The organism is Mycoplasma parvum str. Indiana (genome assembly GCF_000477415.1).
GTDB classification, from domain to species: domain Bacteria; phylum Bacillota_I; class Bacilli_A; order Mycoplasmatales; family Mycoplasmoidaceae; genus Eperythrozoon_A; species Eperythrozoon_A parvum.
Genome location: NC_022575.1, coordinates 225,075 through 240,939 on the forward strand (window position 1 = coordinate 225,075; position 15,865 = coordinate 240,939).

The 15,865-nt window shown below is 25.7% G+C and carries 19 protein-coding genes; 13 read left to right on the forward strand and 6 right to left on the reverse strand.

What is annotated here, in order from left to right; genetic code table 4:
* The 4 genes from PRV_RS01165 (at position 1) to PRV_RS01180 (ending at position 3,267) form a co-directional block, all read left to right on the forward strand.
* A complete protein-coding gene (locus tag PRV_RS01165) occupies positions 1-828 on the forward strand; it encodes a hypothetical protein (protein WP_022769491.1) in 828 nt (275 codons plus the stop codon).
* On the forward strand, positions 818-1,528 hold the full coding sequence (locus PRV_RS01170; protein WP_022769495.1) for an amino acid kinase family protein: 711 nt from the start codon (positions 818-820) through the stop codon (positions 1,526-1,528). Before PRV_RS01165 ends, PRV_RS01170 begins: the two co-directional genes overlap by 11 nt.
* A 3-nt stretch (positions 1,529-1,531) precedes the next feature.
* Complete coding sequence (locus PRV_RS01175; RefSeq protein ID WP_022769499.1) at positions 1,532-2,110, forward strand: ribosome-recycling factor; 579 nt, start codon at positions 1,532-1,534, stop codon at positions 2,108-2,110.
* Between the two features lie 110 nt (positions 2,111-2,220).
* Positions 2,221-3,267, forward strand: a complete 1,047-nt coding sequence (locus tag PRV_RS01180; protein WP_236608074.1) for a diacylglycerol/polyprenol kinase family protein — start codon at positions 2,221-2,223, stop codon at positions 3,265-3,267.
* A 9-nt stretch (positions 3,268-3,276) separates the two neighbouring features.
* Here the strand turns inward: PRV_RS01180 and PRV_RS01185 are convergent, their stop codons facing one another.
* From PRV_RS01185 to PRV_RS01205, 5 genes are read right to left on the reverse strand one after another with little or no spacing between them, the layout of a single operon-like run.
* Positions 3,277-5,418, reverse strand: coding sequence for a DUF2779 domain-containing protein (locus PRV_RS01185; RefSeq protein WP_022769507.1), 2,142 nt, complete (start codon positions 5,416-5,418; stop codon positions 3,277-3,279).
* 22 nt (positions 5,419-5,440) lie between these two features.
* On the reverse strand, positions 5,441-6,361 hold the full coding sequence (locus PRV_RS01190) for a hypothetical protein (RefSeq protein WP_022769510.1): 921 nt from the start codon (positions 6,359-6,361) through the stop codon (positions 5,441-5,443).
* A 27-nt stretch (positions 6,362-6,388) separates the two neighbouring features.
* A complete protein-coding gene (gene rpsT / locus PRV_RS01195; protein ID WP_022769514.1) occupies positions 6,389-6,742 on the reverse strand; it encodes a 30S ribosomal protein S20 in 354 nt (117 codons plus the stop codon).
* A 9-nt stretch (positions 6,743-6,751) separates the two neighbouring features.
* Complete coding sequence (locus PRV_RS01200) at positions 6,752-7,477, reverse strand: hypothetical protein (protein ID WP_022769518.1); 726 nt, start codon at positions 7,475-7,477, stop codon at positions 6,752-6,754.
* A 30-nt stretch (positions 7,478-7,507) separates the two neighbouring features.
* Positions 7,508-8,197 carry a GTPase gene (locus tag PRV_RS01205; protein ID WP_022769522.1) on the reverse strand — a complete coding sequence of 230 codons (690 nt, stop codon included), beginning with the start codon at positions 8,195-8,197 and terminating at the stop codon, positions 7,508-7,510.
* A 163-nt stretch (positions 8,198-8,360) separates the two neighbouring features.
* Between PRV_RS01205 and PRV_RS01210 the strand changes: the two genes are divergently transcribed.
* The 7 genes from PRV_RS01210 to PRV_RS01240 all read left to right on the forward strand — a co-directional run bounded on the left by PRV_RS01210 (position 8,361) and on the right by PRV_RS01240 (position 12,724).
* Positions 8,361-9,146 carry a TatD family hydrolase gene (locus PRV_RS01210; protein WP_022769526.1) on the forward strand — a complete coding sequence of 262 codons (786 nt, stop codon included), beginning with the start codon at positions 8,361-8,363 and terminating at the stop codon, positions 9,144-9,146.
* A gap of 26 nt (positions 9,147-9,172) precedes the next feature.
* Positions 9,173-9,508, forward strand: coding sequence for a hypothetical protein (locus PRV_RS01215; protein ID WP_022769529.1), 336 nt, complete (start codon positions 9,173-9,175; stop codon positions 9,506-9,508).
* Positions 9,501-10,343, forward strand: coding sequence for a phosphotransferase (locus PRV_RS01220; RefSeq protein WP_022769533.1), 843 nt, complete (start codon positions 9,501-9,503; stop codon positions 10,341-10,343). The genes PRV_RS01215 and PRV_RS01220 overlap by 8 nt, the downstream gene beginning before the upstream one ends.
* A gap of 61 nt (positions 10,344-10,404) precedes the next feature.
* Positions 10,405-11,760 carry a ribosome biogenesis GTPase Der gene (gene der, locus PRV_RS01225; protein ID WP_022769537.1) on the forward strand — a complete coding sequence of 452 codons (1,356 nt, stop codon included), beginning with the start codon at positions 10,405-10,407 and terminating at the stop codon, positions 11,758-11,760.
* A 34-nt stretch (positions 11,761-11,794) separates the two neighbouring features.
* Positions 11,795-12,109, forward strand: a complete 315-nt coding sequence (locus tag PRV_RS01230; RefSeq protein WP_022769541.1) for an HU family DNA-binding protein — start codon at positions 11,795-11,797, stop codon at positions 12,107-12,109.
* Between the two features lie 11 nt (positions 12,110-12,120).
* A complete protein-coding gene (locus PRV_RS01235) occupies positions 12,121-12,432 on the forward strand; it encodes an HU family DNA-binding protein (RefSeq protein ID WP_022769544.1) in 312 nt (103 codons plus the stop codon).
* A 76-nt stretch (positions 12,433-12,508) separates the two neighbouring features.
* Positions 12,509-12,724: a hypothetical protein gene (locus tag PRV_RS01240; RefSeq protein ID WP_236608075.1), complete on the forward strand. Its 216-nt coding sequence runs from the start codon at positions 12,509-12,511 to the stop codon at positions 12,722-12,724.
* Between the two features lie 84 nt (positions 12,725-12,808).
* Here the strand turns inward: PRV_RS01240 and PRV_RS03110 are convergent, their stop codons facing one another.
* Positions 12,809-12,952, reverse strand: coding sequence for a hypothetical protein (locus PRV_RS03110; protein WP_022769552.1), 144 nt, complete (start codon positions 12,950-12,952; stop codon positions 12,809-12,811).
* A 13-nt stretch (positions 12,953-12,965) separates the two neighbouring features.
* Here PRV_RS03110 and PRV_RS01245 point away from each other — a divergent pair, with 13 nt between their 5' ends.
* Both PRV_RS01245 and PRV_RS01250 read left to right on the forward strand, forming a co-directional pair.
* Positions 12,966-14,312 (forward strand): amidase family protein, encoded by a 1,347-nt coding sequence (locus tag PRV_RS01245; protein ID WP_022769555.1) that lies wholly within the window; start codon positions 12,966-12,968, stop codon positions 14,310-14,312.
* Positions 14,313-14,315: 3 nt separating this feature from the next.
* Positions 14,316-15,827: a hypothetical protein gene (locus PRV_RS01250; RefSeq protein WP_022769559.1), complete on the forward strand. Its 1,512-nt coding sequence runs from the start codon at positions 14,316-14,318 to the stop codon at positions 15,825-15,827.
* Positions 15,828-15,865: the final 38 nt, after the last annotated feature.

The following is a 15,865-nucleotide window of genomic DNA, read 5'->3' on the forward strand; positions in this document are numbered from 1 at the left end:
TTGTTCTGTTATAAATTCTTTTCCCCTGAAGAAGTAATTAAAAATTATTTAAGTGAATTTTCTGGAAATACTCAAAATAAGACTCATTCAAGTTCAATTGAGTATCTTCAAAAAGTTGAAACTTTAAGAAAATCTGCTTCTTCCTCTTTAAATCTTTTAGACTCTCATTTTTTAACTTTTCAACATAATCAATACTATATCGAAAACTTAATTTTCAATTTTTTAAAGCTAGATAAAAATTGAATTGTTTTTACTAATGAACCAACTAATTCAGAGTTTGAAAAAGTTAATAAGATATACAATCTTGATGAGCTACAAAAGAAAGATAAATTTAAATTTGAAGGAAAGAAGATTTTAGTTTGGATTTCTAAATTATCTTTTTTTGATAAGCATTTATTCAGAATAATTAGAGAATTAAAGAAGGAGAGTTTATCTCCTTTTTATTCTTATTTGTCTTTAAATAATTTTTTTTATGATTTTTTTGAAAACAAAGAAATTTTAAAAGAAATATCTTTTATTTCTTTTGATCCTTCAGTTTTATTTCAAGAATATGGAACTCATTTCTTTTGATTTAGAAAAGAAAATTTGATATCTCCTATTTTTTTAGGAAGTAATGCCGTAAAAAAAATAGGATATAATAATCAATTTTTTATTAAAGAATTTCCCCATTCTTTAGAAATAGGAACTTCTAATTTAATTTCTTTAATAATGCTAGAAAGATTTTTCTATTTCTTGAATAAAGAAGGAAGTAAAGTTCTTTCTAATATTTTTTCTAAAAAATTAAACTTCAATTTTTTAAGTAACTTTAAAGAGAATAATGAACATTAATAAAAAAGAAAGAATTCTTATTAAATTAAGTGGGGGAGCTTTAAAAGGGAATTTAGATTTATATAGTGAAGAAAAATTACTTTCTTTAGCTTCCCAAATCAAAGAACTAAGTTTTTTATATGAGATAGGAATAGTTATTGGAGGGGGAAATATTTGAAGAGGAAAAGAGGAAAAGCTTAATTTATTGTCCCCTGTTGAAGGGGATTATATTGGTATGTTAGCTACTATTATGAATTGCTTTGTTTTTAAAGTAGCTTTAGAAAAAAGTGGAGTTAAAGCTAGTTGTTATTCAGCTTTAAATGTTGATAGAGTGGTTAAATATCATTCTCTTTCCTCGGTTGAAGAAGATTTATCTTCCGGAAAAGTAGTTATATTTGGCGGGGGATTAGGAGAGCCTCAATTTAGTACTGATAGCGCGGCTATCATTAGAGGAATTGAAATAGGAGCTAAAAAAATATTAATTGGAAAAGAAGGAGTCGCTGGAGTATATAATAAGGATCCGAATATTTATGAAGATGCTATTTTTTATGAAAAATTAAGTTATGATAGAGTTATTTCAGAAAATATAAAAGTATTAGATCATGCTGCTTTAAATCTCGCTAAAGAAAATAAATTACATTTATTAATTTTTAATCAAGAAATAGAAAATTCTTTTGTGAAAAGTCTTTCAGGTGAGATTGAACTTTCTGAAATTTTTTAAAACTTGAAAGATAATAAAGTTGAGGCTCCCCCACTAAAAGATTGATCTGCTGAATTAAAAACTGATTTTGAATATATTAAAAAGAGAATGCATGAAAAATTAGAAGAATTTGCCATTTCTAGATTGAATCCAACACATTTTTATTCGCTTCAAATAGAATTTGAAGGTAATCTACTGCCTTTATCTGAATTGGCTTTAGTTAATTTAGAGAAAGCTAGATTATTGAGCATTAAGCCTTATATACCTTCTCAAAAGTTATTCCATGAGATAGAAAAAGCTATTAAAAAAGCTAAACCAAACTTAACAATAAATATAAAGGAAAATGAGCTTAAATGTTCTATTCCTGAACCTACTCAAGAAATTAGAGAAGAAAAAATAAAATATGGTAAGCAAATAGTTGAAGATGCCAAAATAGCTTTAAGAAATAAAAGAAAAGAATTACAAAAATATTTGAAAAATAATTTGCAATCTGAAAATCAAAAACATTCTTATAAAGAACAATTAGATAAAGAAATTTCTAAATATGTTCTTGAATTAGATGAAAGTTGAAATAAAAAAGAAAAAGAGTTGAGAACTCTTTAGTATTTTTAGTTCATGTATGTAAATTAATTTAATTGTTTTCTCTCTGGTCATCGAATCAGGAGAAAACTCAAAGGTTAAAACACAGTTTTCATTTTTTTATTTGTTTTATATTGTTTTGTCTTTTATTGTCTTTGGCAAATATTTCATCTTTGGCGATGGCAAAAACAAACAATGATCAGGATCAATTTTTTAAGATTGGCGAATTACTTAAAAATTTTGCAGAAAATACATGACAAACACTATCAGTAGAATGAACGGGAAGAATATTAATTATTGTCCCTTCTATATTTTTCATTTATAAAAGTGTAGGTGAAATTTTTACTACTATTGTTAATCCAGCTAATTTTCATAAATCAAAAAAATACCAATTAATTTTCACTACAATGGCCATAGGGCCATTGTTTTTCACTTTTTTAAATAAATTATTTATTAATTCTGCGGAATCAAATGATACAGCTAAGAATCAATTTAAGATTGAAAGCTCTACTCATTATTTAGCTTTTCAATTGTATTTTCTTATTGGGAATATAGTTGCTTCTAAATTTTTCCATAAATTTTTAGTTCCCACTTTCGATTTCATTAGTACTCCATCAAAAATTGATGAAAAAGTATTCTCAAAACTTCTAAGATGACACTACTTAGGATGATCTTCTTTTTTCCTTCTTTCTTTTTTCCTTCCTATTTGAGTTCTTGTAATAACAATATTGGTAGTTTTTTCTAATAGCACTTTAGCCTTTCTCTTTGGGAGACAATTTGGAAAAAATCAATTCTCTAAATTTAGTATTTTTAAATCTGTTGAAGGATTTGGATGATCAACCCTTATTTCCACTGTAGTGTTTTCTTTTTCATCTGTTTCAATTTTTAGATCTGAATTTTTCGGAACAGGAATGTTTGGGTGTCATTGTAGATTTGGTTTTTGAATATATATGTTAGTGGGAATAATTTTTATTTCTTTAGTTTCCCATATAGGGGAAAATACTTTTGGAGTGTCTAAAAGACTTTTAGGTTATAAAAATTTTGGAAGACTTTTTGGAACTAAAATAGGAGGTTTTTGAGATAGATTTGATGGAATATCAGTTACTTTATTTTTTGTAGGAATTGCTGCTTGAGCGTCTCATGCAGTAGCCTTTCGGGATATTGGTATTAAATTTGTATAACCCTTAAATTTAAGGGAATTCCCTAGAATAGGGAGTTTTTAAAAAATCAATAATTAAATTTTTCATTTCTAAGTTATTTTTGGATTTTATTCAAGTAATGAAATTAAGTATTAGCTCTTGTGAAACTAATTTTTCTTTTTCATAATTCTCATTTAATCAATTTACAGCTCAAACCATTGCCTGAACATCTAAAGAGCAATATTCTGTTAAATAAGTTTGAATATTATTTCAAATCTTTTTTAATCTATCTGAATAATCTTTTATTCAATATTTAGGAGATAAAGATTCATTGGATAAATCTTTAGAAAATCCTTGATATTTAAAAATGAAAAAATAATATAAAAAAACAAATTGAGCGCCTCTACCTTCTTGTACATGCTCCAAAGAAGAATATTGTTTCATATTTTTTAGTACTTTTGTAGAAAGTCTTTTTAAACTGTGAGTTCCTTGGAGCTCACCTATTAAATTTAGTGATTTATTTTTAGAAAAGATAAATCAATCACATAAATCAATTGTTAAGTCTTTAATTAATAAAGCAAGAATAGAACTTGTTTTTTTCGAGAAGATGTCCATTCTATCTGAAAGTTTTTTAAGTCATTGAGTTTCGAAAGTTTTATTAAAAGCTATATACACTATTTTTTTTGAAACTTTTTGATATAAACTTTCGTAATTTTTTTCTTCTAATTCTTGTAAGCCAATCGATTCGATTATTGGTTGAGCTAATTCAAGAATACATTTCTCTTCAAAAATATTTGAAGAAGTTTCAGGATCAAAAATTAAATCTTTTTTTATAATTAGCTCTTTTTCCTTAAAGACTTGAAGCGATGTTTGAGTCAACATTTCTAGGTAAGATTCAAAATCATAGTAAACTTTTCATGTCATAGATAGAATTTGATTTTTTAATCTTTTTTTTCCTTCTTGGGAGAAAATAGAGCTAGAAGAAAGTTTTTTTCCTTCAAAAATTTTTTTAAAGAAATGGTAAGAAAGAAAATAATCAAAAGAATTACCATTTAAATTCTTTTGTAATTCATTTGATTTAAATAATTTACTCAAAACTAAAGATTTTTGAATTGGAATTATAGGAGAAGTTAATAGAGAATAGTTAGGTAATAAAAAAGAAAGAGCTTCTCTATAAGTTGGAGTATCTGTTGCAAAGAAAGAGAATTTTTCTCTTTCGTCTCTACTCTCTTTAAGAGAATCTAAAGAAATTAATTTAGTTCAATTTATTTTTTTAAATCATTCTGAAGTAATGTAATTTTCAGGCAATAAAGAAATTAAAATTTTAGCAATATTTTGCATTTTTAACATTTTGTTAATTATTTCTGAACTTAAAAGATCGCAGCTTTTTTTGCATTTTTCGATTTCTAGTTCTGTCAATGAATTTGTTGTTTTATGGTGCTCAAAATATTCTTCTCTTGTTAAAAATCTTGAAAATCAAGAATTTTCATAACTGGGATTATTTAAACCTAAAGCTTTAAAAATGGAAATTCTTTTACAAGGGGATTTTTTATTAAGGGTTTTAACTATAGGCAGTGTAAAAGAATAAGTTACAATTTCCTCTTCTTTAAAGGGCTTCCAAAAAATAACTAAATCTTGAATATCAAGGTGTAAAAAATTAGTTAATCAATAATAGTAAAAAGTAAATTCAGCTAAAAAGATATTTGCGGGCCTAAGAGAATAAGAAAATAAAAAACAAGAAAATTTGTTTTTGTAATAAAGTAAAGCTCCAGGGGTCAATTCAATAGGTAATTCAAAATTTTTTAGTTGCAACTGAATTTTAGGATTATAAATTAAAGCTAATTTTTTTGCTTCTATATTTTTTTTCAAAGCTTCTCATTTGTTTAAATCACCATCGAAAAAATAAATATTTTCGAAATTTAAATGCAAAATTTCTATTAATTTGTTTAGGAAAGCATCATAGAGCATAGATTCAATATTTTTATTTATTTTTTTCATAATAGTTCATTTTCACTCATTTTGAGTGAAATTTATTCCTAAAAAATTTATATTGTTATTGCAATCTTCTTTTTCGATGATGCGTTTTATTTCTAGCTCATTTAAAAAAGAAAATTCAATAGGTCTTTCATATGAAGACTTAAAGTTAGAGTAATTTAAAGTGAAAACATTTTTTAAATTTTTAGGAAGTGACAATAAAGTTTTCAGAAGTTTTAAATTAGTTGTTTTTGATTTTTTTCTTTAATTGTGAGCCAATTTTTTTAGGAATTGATAAATAAAAAGATAATTTATTATTTAGTTTTTTTCTCTTTTCATCTTTTTTAATTTGTTTTTCAATATATTTGAAATTCTCTTCTTTATTCTTTAAATATTTTTGTTGTTCAGCGAAAATTCAATGTAATTCTTTTGAATAATCAATAGCAGCTGTAAAACATACTTTGAATTTTTCTTTACTTTTGGGTTTAGGATTTTTAAATAATTCAATTTCTATTGCCTCTCAATCGGAAATTTTTTCATATTTATTAATAGTTTTGAAGCAAACTAAATATCTATTTCGAGAATTCATTTTTTTATTTTTAGATATTTTTGCTAAAGCTTCTCCTATTAATTTCTTTTTAGTCAATTCTTGAAAAGGCTTTTGTTTAGAATATTTTTCATATTCATTTAATAGATTTTGAAAATACGAATATTTTTTTGCAATGATATTTAAGGTATAGAGTTCCATTTTTTTGTGATATTCTTCTTGTTTTGGAAAGTTCATTGATTTTTTAATAAAAGGTATTTTTTTTATGAGTTTTTTTTTGATTTTTTCAGTTTTACTTCTTTTTTTTCCGGAAACGAATGATTCTTTTTGTTTTTCTAAAAATTCTTTATTTTCTGCGATTTGATCTCTTAATAGAGCAATATTATTTGCTCTTGTATAGAAAGTTAAATCAACTATCCTATAACCTTGTCTATTAGTTACTTTTAAATATTCCTTAACTAAATATCAAAGATCATTTTTATTACTTTTTTTCCCTTCTTTACCTTCTTTTTTCTTCGAAATAAATCAAAAAGCTAGAATGACTGTTCCAACTCCCAGTATCGGAACAAAAAGACTTGAAGCGAGATTGCCATGACTTGTAAAGGGAGGAAACATCCTCCCTTTTTTAATTAATTAAATTTTTTAAGCTTTTTCAGATTTATTTTCTTTTTTAATTTTGTCCTGATTTAAGAACAATTGATTGAACTTAATAGTACATTTGGATTTAAGTCTATTTGCTCTACCTTTAGTAATTAAACCTTTACTTTCTTTACTATCCAAAGTTTTGTAAAGAGACGATAAAGCTTTTTTCTTTTCTTGAAGTTCATCTACAGAAAGAGCATAAGAAGCTCCATTTTCCAAAGAAAATAAATTATTTATTTGCTTTTTAATACCTTTTTTAACTCTTCTCCGCAATTCATATCTAAACTTTTCTTTTGTAAGCTCTTTCTTCCTAGCTCTAGCTCTTGAATTTACTTTTTTATTTGAAGAGGCCATATTAACTAATTATCTTCAGAGAATAAAAGAGAATCAACAAAAAAATTTAATCAAACAATTTTGAAAACATTTTTTATTCTTTCTTCTTAAATTTACAAAATAAAGAAAAGCAATATATTCAGATTTAACTCCAAATATTTCTCTCATTTTTTCTTTTCAAATATCTGAAATTTCAATCAAATCTAATACTTTTGAATAGTTTTTTGAAATTTCATATCTAATAATCTCAGATAATTTAATAGCTAGAGAAATAAGTACTAAATATTTATCTAAGCTTATTCCCAATAAATGAAGATCATTTTGATTTTTATTTTTTTTAAGCACTAAAAATCAATAGGCATCACCAAAAGTAGGTAAATTATCTGGTAAATATTCTTCAATTAATTTTTTATCCTCTTTCTCTAATTCTTCATGCTCAAGAAGATAAATAATGGAACAATATAAAAAATCGATGATATCGCATTTAGAAAAAGTTCTAATATAGTTTCTTCAATGAAAAGTACATTTTTTCTCTTCTTCCTTTTTATATAGAAAAGAAGAAGTAGTTAGTAAAAAAAGAGAAACAGCTAGAATTCTTTCATGGTATTTTTGGAAAGCAGAATTAGCTTTATAAAAATACTTTTTGTAGCAAAAAGTCAAACTTTGATACATACTTTTTTCAGCAATTTTTAAACTAAAGAAATGATTTTTCCCTCTAACATGCTCAGAAGATTTATTATTTATTATTTTTTTCATTAATCTCAATTAAATTTTTAATATAAAACTTTAAATTTTTCAGGAAATTTTTCCTATTTGACCTTTTCTAATTAATTCAATAAATTTTTGTTCAGCTCTAAATAAAGACAATTCTCCTTTTTTTTCTAAAAATTTATATTTTTGAGCCAATTTTTTTATAAAAAATTCATAATTAAAAATATTTTCTTCATTTTTATAAGTTGAAATTAAAAATTTTATTTTTTCGGGATAATTTTTCGCAAGATATTCAAAAGCTCATTCAGAGCAATTTTCTTTAGAATCGGAAGTTGAGGGGAGAAAATTTAAAAGTTGAAATAATATTTTTAATTCTTTTCTTAAATTGGATGGAAAAATTCCTGGACTATCATAAATTATTAAATTAGTAGAAGGAATTTTATGTCTAGACAAAGTTCTAGTAGTTCCAGGTTCAGGAGATTTTTTAACTTTTTTCTTTCCTACTAATAAATTAATAAAGCTAGATTTTCCACTATTAGCTCCTCCCATGATTATTGCAGAATTAGTTTTTTCTTCATTTCTTAATTCTGCATGATTTATTTCATTAAGAATTAACTTAATAATTTTTCTTCTAGAGCTAGGTTGAAGTAAGTTGAAAGAATTTTTTTCTTTTTTTTCTAAAGCTAAATCGGCTTTAGTATAAATAGGTAATATATGCTTTTTAGGTCATCTTTTTTGAATTTCAGCAAGATATATTTTTTCCATTTCTGAGACCCTACTATCGATTAAAAGAATTATTAATGATAGATAGGGCATAATTCTAGAAATAGAATTAAAGGACTTATGGAGATGTAAAGGATAGTAGTTGTAATTTTTTGAGATATTTAAATAATTAATATAAGTTAAAATTTATTAATTTTTTTAAATAATGGGAGAAAATAGAATTTTTGAAACTCATATTCATTTAAGTTCTATTGACAATGATTTAGAACTAAAGCAATGAATTTCATTTGAAGCTTCTTTCTTTTATTTAAATGTAGCTACTAGTCTTGAAGAATCAAGAATAGTAATAAAACAAACTAAACAATTCTCTCAGGTTTTTGCAACAATAGGTCTTCATCCTTTATATCTACCCTCTTTTAATAAAAAGGACGAAATTATTGAAGAACTTGAAAAATTAATTGAAGAAAATAAAGGAAAAATTGTTGCAATCGGAGAATGCGGCCTAGATTTTTATAAAACAAAAGAAGAAAAAGATTGAGATTTGCAAGAGCTTTGATTAAGAGAACAAATCAAATTATCTATTAAATATAGTTTGCCTTTAGTATTGCATTTGCGCGATGCCTATACTAAAGCTTTAGAAATATTATTTGAATATCCTAATTTAAGAGGAATAATTCATTCTTTTGATGGCTCTTTAAAGGAAATGCAACAATTTTTGAGATTAAAAGGAGAATGATTTATTTCTTTTTCTCCTTTAGTATTTAGGAATTTTTCTAAATTCAAAACATTAATTAAATGAATTGATCTTAAAAAAATATTAGTAGAAAGTGATTCTCCCTTCTTATCTCAAAATCAATCAATCTGTAGGCCACTCTTAAGTTTGATCTCAGAATGAAAAAATTTGCCTTTAAAAGATGTAAAAAAAATAGTTTTTCAAAATAGTTTGCAAATATTACGTTTGAAAGTAGAAAAAGATAATTTTAAAGCTTAAAATTTTAATAAAAATGCTTTTTTAAAATGAAGCCTCCTAAGCATAAAAGATTTAAAATGATGCCTTTAATGGACCCTGAACAACCTTTAAGAGTTAGAATAGTTGGGCCTACTGATACATTTTTAACTGTTGATGCTTATTCAATTACTGTCATGTTAAAAGATGGATTAATGCAAATTAATAAGAGATATTCTTCAGTAATTGAAAGAATAAAACAAGGCGAAGTTAAAGTTAAGATTTCTAATTCTCCTTCTTCAGAAATTTTGAGATATCATGTAAGCTCCGGATGATTAATTTCTTCTAATAATTTGTGTGAGTTATTAGTTAAAGAATGTCAAAAAATAGAGAAACAAAATGGCTAAGGAGGTAGCAAAAAAATTCTTTTTAGACCATTTTCCTAAATATAGATCACAAATACGTAGTTTCAAAAAAATTCTTGTTGGCTTTTCTAATCAAATATTCAAAATAGTTTTATTAGATGGTAGAGCTTTTAAAGTGAGAATTGCTGAAAATAATCATTTGATTTCTAGAGAAAATGAGTTAGCAATCTTGAAATTAATAGAAGATCCTTATTTATTGGCTTATGACAAGACTACAGGAAATGCCATTTATGAATGAGTGGAGGGAGATCAGCTTAAAGTGAGATTTATTGATGAAGAAATTCTTTTAAAAGTAATTGAGTTGGGAAATAAATATCATTCCGTACCCAAAGAAAAATTGGTAGATATTGAAGAACATAAACATTTTGATTTTTATTCCAAAATAGATAAAGATAGAATGGAATATCAAGAATATTTTCCTATTTATAAAGAATTAATAGACAAACATAAAAATTTACCTAAAGTATTAACTCACAATGATATCAGTCTTAAAAATTTAATTCATTCAATTAAAGAAAATGGAGAAAATGAGTTAATTCTCATCGATTATGAATGAGCAAGAATTAATACTATTTATTGGGAATATGGAAATTTTATAAAAGAAAGTCAATTGACTTTAGACAAAATTGAATTACTTGCGCAATTGTTGAATTTGGATTTAAAAATCTTAATTGATTTTGCTTTTATAGCTACTTTTTATTCTTGACAATTAAGTTTTAGTTGAGATAGATCAGAAAGATTAGAAAAATATAGAGGAAAATTAATTTCCCAATTAGAAAGATATTTGGAGCTTAAGGAAGAAATTCTGGAAAAGTAATCTTTAGGGGCTTCCTTTCCCCTGAAAATTTAAAAAATTTTACTGTCAAGATTTTTACAACATGCTAAAAAGAAGAGAAAATTCTTTGCCAAAGATTCTAATTGTTGGGGCAACTAATGTCGGCAAATCTCAATTATTTAATAGACTAGTTGGAGATAAACATTCTATTGTTTTGAATAGAAAATCAATTACAAGAGATTTAATTATGCGAAGAGTTAATCTTAAAGGTTCTCACGAAGCTATATTAATTGACAGCGGAGGCTATTCAGAAGAATTAAGCCCTAATTTTCAAAGCGAAATTAATCAATTATTAATTAAACAATTAAAGGAAGCTTCTTTAATTATTTTTTTATTTTCCAAAGTTGAAGGAATTAGATCAATTGAATGAAAAATTTCTAAATTAATTCATAAAACTACTTGTTGCCCTGTTATTTTAACTGCTAATAAAGTTGATTCGCAAAAACAAGATGGGAGGTGGGAAGAACATGCTAATTCATTAGGTTTCGGGAAGCCGATATTAATATCTGCGGAGCATGATATCAACATTTATGAATTAATAGATAAAATCTGCAGTTTTTTAGAGGGGAAGAAAACTGCAAAAGAAATAGAAGAGGAGGAAAAAGAGCAGGAATTTAGATTAGGAATTATTGGAAGAGTTAATGTTGGAAAATCTTCATTAGTGAATGCTTTGTTGTCTGATAATGCAGTATTAGTTTCGCCAATAGAAGGGACTACTGTAGACTTAGTTGAATACAGTATTAATTATCAAGGGGATACTTATTTATTAATAGATAGTCCAGGTTGAAAAAAAATGAGAAAAGAAGGAGTTAGAAATGAAGAATTGGATCATCTTTGTTGAGTTAGATCTAAAAAAGCTATTAAATTCGCTAATATTCTTCTTTTTGTTATTGATTTATCGCAACCATTAAATTATTTGGATGATAAAGTTGCTAAAGAAATTTTTGATTCAAATCTTCCAGTAATGATTGTCGCTAATAAAAGCGATTTACTTGAATATTCTTCGTTTAATAGAGAAAAACAAATTGAAGAAGAATTAAGAAAAAGATTTTATTATCTCTCTTGAGCTCCAATAGTATTTATTAGTGCTAAATATTCCAAAAAGTTGGAAAATATTTTTAAAGCGCTTTCTTTAATTAAGGAAGAAATTTCAAGATTATTTTCTAAACCTAAATTGACTAGTTTTTTGGGTAGAGTTAATTTACTTTTACTGGGATCAAAAAAGAACATTACCTTAGATAATATCTCCCAAATAAAGTCTTCTATTCCTACTTTTTTAATTCAATGTTCAAATCCAAGTAATTTAACTACACAGCAAATGAGATTAGTTGAAACACAATTTCGAAATTACTTTAATTTGATATATTCACCGCTAAAAATTTATTACAAAAAAAGTTAGTGAATTTTTTATTTGTGTTAAAATAATTTCAGTAATGAACAAATCAGATATTTTAAATAGAATTTCAAAGGCTTCTGGCCTTAAGAGAGAAGAAGTTGAAAAAGTACTTAATGAATATCATAGCGCATCTATCGAATGCATAAAGGGCGATGGAGAATTTAGTTTTTTTGATCTTGGAAAGATCAAGATTGCTAGAAGATCTGAAAGAAAAGGTATGAATTTGTTTACTAAGCAACCTATGATTATTCCCGCTTCTAATGTTCCGAAATTTGTGGCTTCTAAAAAGCTAAAAGATATTGCTAAGATAGCTTCTATTTCCGCACAAAAAGTTAAAGGAGATGATAAATAGTTAATAATAAATTGACTAAAAAGGAATTAATAAAAGCGATTTCTGATAAAACTGGATGTACAGCTAATAATGTTACCGGCGTTCTTAGGGAATATCAACAAATAATATTAGGTGAATTAAAAAAAGATGGAAATGCAAGAGTTCCTTTGTTAGAAATGGGTGCTTTTAAAATTATTAAAAGAAGCGCTAGAACTGGTATAAATCCCTTAACCAAGCAGAAAATAGATATTCCCGCTAAAGAAGTTCCAAAGTTTGAAGCTTCTAAAAAACTTAAGGAATTTGTTTCTGGAGAAGAAAAGGATATATTTTCTTTTAATTTTTAGTTAATGTATTAGTTTGTCTAAGGAAGGGGGGAAAGAATCCCCCTTTTTTTTAGATTCCTCGAAGATTAGGGAGATTTTGAAAAAAGGTTCTGATTCACTTTTACTTTCGGCTAGTGAAGAAGAAATTGATCGTGCTTTAGAATTAATTGAATCTATGAAAGAGGATTTAATGAAAGTAATGAATATGCCATTAAATGATGATGTTGCTGAAGATTTTAGAGCTCATGAAAGTTTGACTTTAAAAGAAATAGAAGAATTTTATTCTAAATTCAATAAAAATGGAAAAAAGTAATTTTAAAAACTTTTAAATAGGAAAGACAAAACACTTAAAAGAAACAATTAATAGAGAAAAAAGAAAAAAACTTAAGCATATCCTTTATGGATATGACTGAAAATTACTGTATTTAATTCCTAAATCAGTAATTGTAGTTGAAGAGAATTGAGAGGAGAAAGTTACAAAAGTTTTAAAAAAGACTAAATGATCAAGATATTTTGCTACTCTTTTTAATACTAATTCCACTTCTTTAAAGAACTTGAGATATTCTCTAAAAAATTCAATTTATATAGAGAATAAAAATTCTACGGGATCTTCTAATTCTTTAATATCCCATTATCCTCCAATTTCCTCAACAATATACAAACTACTATCTAAAACAAAGGCATTGCATTTATTCACTTCTTCTTTAGATGAATTTGGAATGGGCTCTGCTGGAATATTCTGTAATGAAGGCATTGTTCATAATTTTCGCTCTCCTAGGAGAGTTGTAGGCGGATCTAGCTCCGGATCAGCTCATTTATTAGCTAGAAATTTTATTGATTTTGCGATAGTAACTGATACTGGCGGTTCTGCCAGAGTGCCAGCTTCATATAACTCAATATATGGATTTAAACCTTCCTTCGGATTAATTTCTAGAGAGGGAATTTTACCTCTTTGTACTCTAATAGATACTCCTTCAATTTTATCCTGCTCAATTTCTATTATTGCTAGAGTATTAAGTATTATTTCTGCCCCAGATCCAGCAGATTTAACTACTTTAAAAACCAAAAAGAAAAAATATTATCCCTTGAATAAAAGTCCAGAAAAAGATTTTTCTACTCCTTTGGTGTCAAAAAAATATAGATTTGTGGTTATTAAAGAAACTTATCAAACTGGAGAAAGATTTTTAAATAGAAGAGAAAAAAAAATTAGAAATCACTTCGGAAAATTACTTCTTAGATTGAAATATGAGCTTGAAGCGAACATAATTATTTCATCCTTGAAATGACCTCCACTTGATTTAACTGAACTTATATACAAAATAGTTGCATATAGTGAATTAGTAACTCATTATTTATCTTTAAATAGTATAGTTACTCCTTGAATTAAATTAGATGAATTTGAAAATACTTCTGAAGTTGAAGCAAAAGAAAATAGTAGGCTAACTCAATTAAAAGTGAAACAAGAATATATATCTTCTTCCGAAAAAGTTAGAGCTGAAATGGGTAGCGAAGTAAAGATTAGACATCTATTAGGTTTTTTCTTTTTATATAGAGATAATTATTTAAATATTTATGTAAAAGCTAGAAAAGTTATTACTCTTTGAAGAAAATATTTAAATAAATTATTAGAAAATGGAGAAATTTTAATTTCTCCAACCACAGAAGATATAGCTCCATTAATTTCTAAATATTCTAATGCTTACATTAAAGATTCTTTTCAATCTTTAGTTTTATTAGCTAATTTTGGAGGTTTACCGGCAATCTCAATACCTTGATTAAATTTCAAATCTACTTTAGATTCTTCAATAGTTCATGTGGGTCTTCATTTAATTTGTAGATATAGAGAAGATAAATATCTTCTCTCTATTGCTTCTTTATTAGAAAATAGCAAACTTCTTTAACTTTTGACTTCTTTTAGTGAATTTTCAGAAAAAAAAGATGTCCCGCAAACACAGCCCTTTTATAAATTAAAAATGGGGCTAGAAGTGCACGCTACCCTTATGTCAGAGAAGAAAGCTTTTGTTAATATCCCCATTGAATCTTCCTCTTATACCTCTTTGGGTCTTTTAGGAACTCTACCCCAAATTAATACAGAAGCTATTAGATTAGTTTTAAAGCTTTTTAAAGCTTTAAATTCTGAAGTTCCTTCAGAAGTTAATTTTGTGAGAAAATCTTATTTTTATTTTGATTTACCCAAAGGATATCAAATTACGCAATATCAAGAAAGAAATAGAAAAAAAGGATATATTTTTTTACCTAAAACTAATAAAAAAATTAATATTTCTGCTATTTCTTTAGAAGAAGATACTGCCGCTCATCAAAAACAAGGTGAAAAATATCTTCTTTTGGTTGAAAGGCTAGGAAATCCTTTAGTTGAAATTTCCACTGAACCTGAATTAAGAAGTATTGAAGAAGTAATTGAATGTGTTAAATGAATAAGATTTCTTTTATTTTTTTTACATATTTCTAAAGGTGAGTTGGAAAAAGGTAATTTTAGAGTAGACTTGAATATTTCATTAGAAAATGAAATAAATGAACCTATTAGTGGAAGAGCAGAAGTTAAGAATCTTGCTTCATTTAAAGCTATTGAGGGGGCTATTCCTGCAGTTCAGACATATTTTTTACAAAAGATAGCTGAAAATAGTGATAGTGTTTTTAATAATGAAACACTTAGATGAGATGAAAAAAAAGAAGAGTTAATAGTAATGAGAGATAAGGTAGAAGCTCAGGATTATCTTCTTGTGCCAGAAAGTTGCATTCCAACTATTAAGTTAAGTGAAAGGGAAATTGAAGAAATTACTAAAAATTGTGAAGCTAGTCATTTATTTAGTTTATTTATTTCCATTATGAAAAGTAAATTAGCTTCGAGAGAACAAGAAGAGCTTATAGAAAATTATGAATTTTTCTGAGATTGCTATAAAGTTAAAGAAGTTTTAGGTGATTGAGCTAATTCTTTTTTTGTTTTAAAAATTTTTAATTCAATAAATGGAGGAGGAGATAAAGTAAATAATTTAATATCTTTTTTAAAAGAATTACTTAAAAAATTGAAATTAAATGCATATAGTGAAGATTTCAAATTTAATAATTTAAAAATTAGAGAAAGCTGTAAAAAATTAATGAGTAATACAGCAAATATCAAAGAGATTGTTACTTTTTATTTAGATTCAGTAACAATAAAAGAAGAGGAAATTATTTCTTTTTGTGAAACTTTATTGCAGGAGAAAAATAAAAAACTAATTAAATTGATTGGTAAGCCGGATAAAGTTACTTCTTTTTTATTGGGAGAAATAAGAAAGAAATATGGAGGACAAATTGATATAAAAGGTATTAAAGAAATTGTTGATGATAATTTGACTTTATGAATGGGAAAATATTTTTCTAATTTATCATCTTCTGATGAAAAAGGAAAATCTTAATTTAAATTATCGATAAATATTGCTAAAAAATTTATTTA